Consider the following 1,706-nt stretch of genomic DNA (forward strand, 5'->3'; position numbering starts at 1 on the left):
GCTGGCCGCGCGTGCGGAAGTGAAGGCCGGGCGCTTGTCGGGCGGCGAGCAGCAGGTGCTCGCGCTGGTGCGTGCGCTCGCCGGCCGCCCGCGCGTGCTGATCGTCGACGAACCGGCGGAGGGGCTGGCGCCGCTCGCGGCGGACGAGGTCGGCGCATGCCTCGCCGCGCTGCAGGCCGACGGTGTCGCGATCCTGCTGATCGAGCAGCGGCTGCAACTTGCGCCGCGGCTCGCGCAGCGCGTCGCGGTAATGGGGCGCGGACGGATCGTCTACGACGGCGCGCTCGACGGCCTCGGCGGCGAGGTCGCCAATGCGTGGCTCAGCGCCGGCTGACGGCGCCGAGCCGATTGTTCGGATGACCCCGCCAGACAATTCGTGCCGAGCCGCTTTATCGCCGCCGCGTGGCGTCCTACATTGTCAGCCATGCCGGATCGCCGCATCGACGTGGCGACCGGCGCCCCATCGATAGTATTCTGACTGAGGAATGAAATCATGAGCAAGCTGGCAGGCAAGGTAGCGATCGTCACGGGTGGATCGAAGGGCATCGGTGCCGCGATCGCGAAGGCGCTGGCCGCGGAAGGCGCGTCGGTCGTCGTCAATTACGCGAGCAGCAAGGCGGGCGCCGACGCGGTCGTGAGCGCGATCGTCGAAGCCGGCGGCCGCGCGGTGGCGGTCGGCGGCGACGTGTCGAAGGCAGCCGACGCGCAGCGCATCGTCGATACGGCGATCGACACATACGGCCGTCTCGATGTGCTCGTCAACAATTCCGGCGTGTACGAATTCGCGCCGATCGAAGCGATCACCGAGGAACACTACCGCCGGCAGTTCGACACGAACGTGCTCGGCGTGCTGCTCACGACGCAGGCGGCCGTCAAGCATCTCGGCGAAGGTGCGAGCATCATCAATATCAGCTCGGTGGTGACGAGCATCACGCCGCCCGCCAGCGCGGTGTACAGCGGCACCAAGGGCGCGGTCGACGCGATCACCGGCGTGCTCGCGCTCGAACTCGGTCCGCGCAAGATTCGCGTGAACGCGATCAACCCGGGCATGATCGTGACCGAGGGCACGCATAGCGCGGGCATCATCGGTTCCGATCTCGACAAGCAGGTGCGCAGCGAGACGCCGCTCGGCCGCCTCGGCGAGCCGGGCGACATTGCGTCGGTCGCCGTGTTCCTCGCATCGGACGATGCACGCTGGATCACCGGCGAACACCTTGTTGTGAGCGGCGGGTTGAACTGATCCCGCGCTGCCGCACATCGGCGCGGCTGCGCCGATGTGCCGATTACGCCGTTACGCGATCATCGCTGGCACGTCCGGGCGACGTGCCAGCGCAGGCTCTCGACGACGCGCGTGGTTGTGCGTGGGGAGAAAGCAGGCCGGTCGATCGACGAGTTCGGCTCGGGTCATTATAGTCCGACGCACAAAGCCAATGCCGTTGTCGATGCGTAATCGTCCTAGCTCGCTCGCTTGGGCGCAGATCGACCTGTTATGTGCAACTAACGGTCAATTTGTGTCACCGCCATCAAACGGTTCGCGCGCATCGGGATCTCGCTGTTCATCAAGGAGCCGGGCGAAGCAGTCGGATGAAATGTTGCGCGCTACGCGCGACGACGGTTGCTCGATCGGCCGTGTAACGATCTGTTGTACGGCACACGGCACACGGCACACGGCACACGGCACACGGCACACGGCACACGGCACACGG

At 67.0% G+C, this 1,706-nt stretch carries 2 protein-coding genes; both read left to right on the top strand.

Going from position 1 to position 1,706, the window contains the following annotated elements; all coding sequences use genetic code 11:
* Positions 1–334, top strand: a 334-nt coding sequence (locus tag KH616_RS24860) for an ATP-binding cassette domain-containing protein (RefSeq protein ID WP_292254859.1), incomplete at its 5' end; no start/stop codon positions are given.
* 159 nt (positions 335–493) lie between these two features.
* Positions 494–1,240 carry a glucose 1-dehydrogenase gene (locus tag KH616_RS24865; RefSeq protein ID WP_292254863.1) on the top strand — a complete coding sequence of 249 codons (747 nt, stop codon included), beginning with the start codon at positions 494–496 and terminating at the stop codon, positions 1,238–1,240.
* The last annotated feature ends 466 nt before the right edge of the window (positions 1,241–1,706 follow it).

This window comes from Burkholderia sp., assembly GCF_018375725.1.
Taxonomy (GTDB): Bacteria; Pseudomonadota; Gammaproteobacteria; order Burkholderiales; family Burkholderiaceae; genus Burkholderia.

Excerpts from the sequence above, each read along its gene's own strand:
- KH616_RS24865 (WP_292254863.1), top strand. The coding sequence starts at position 494 with ATGAGCAAGCTGGCAGGCAAGGTAGCGATCGTCACGGGTGGATCGAAG.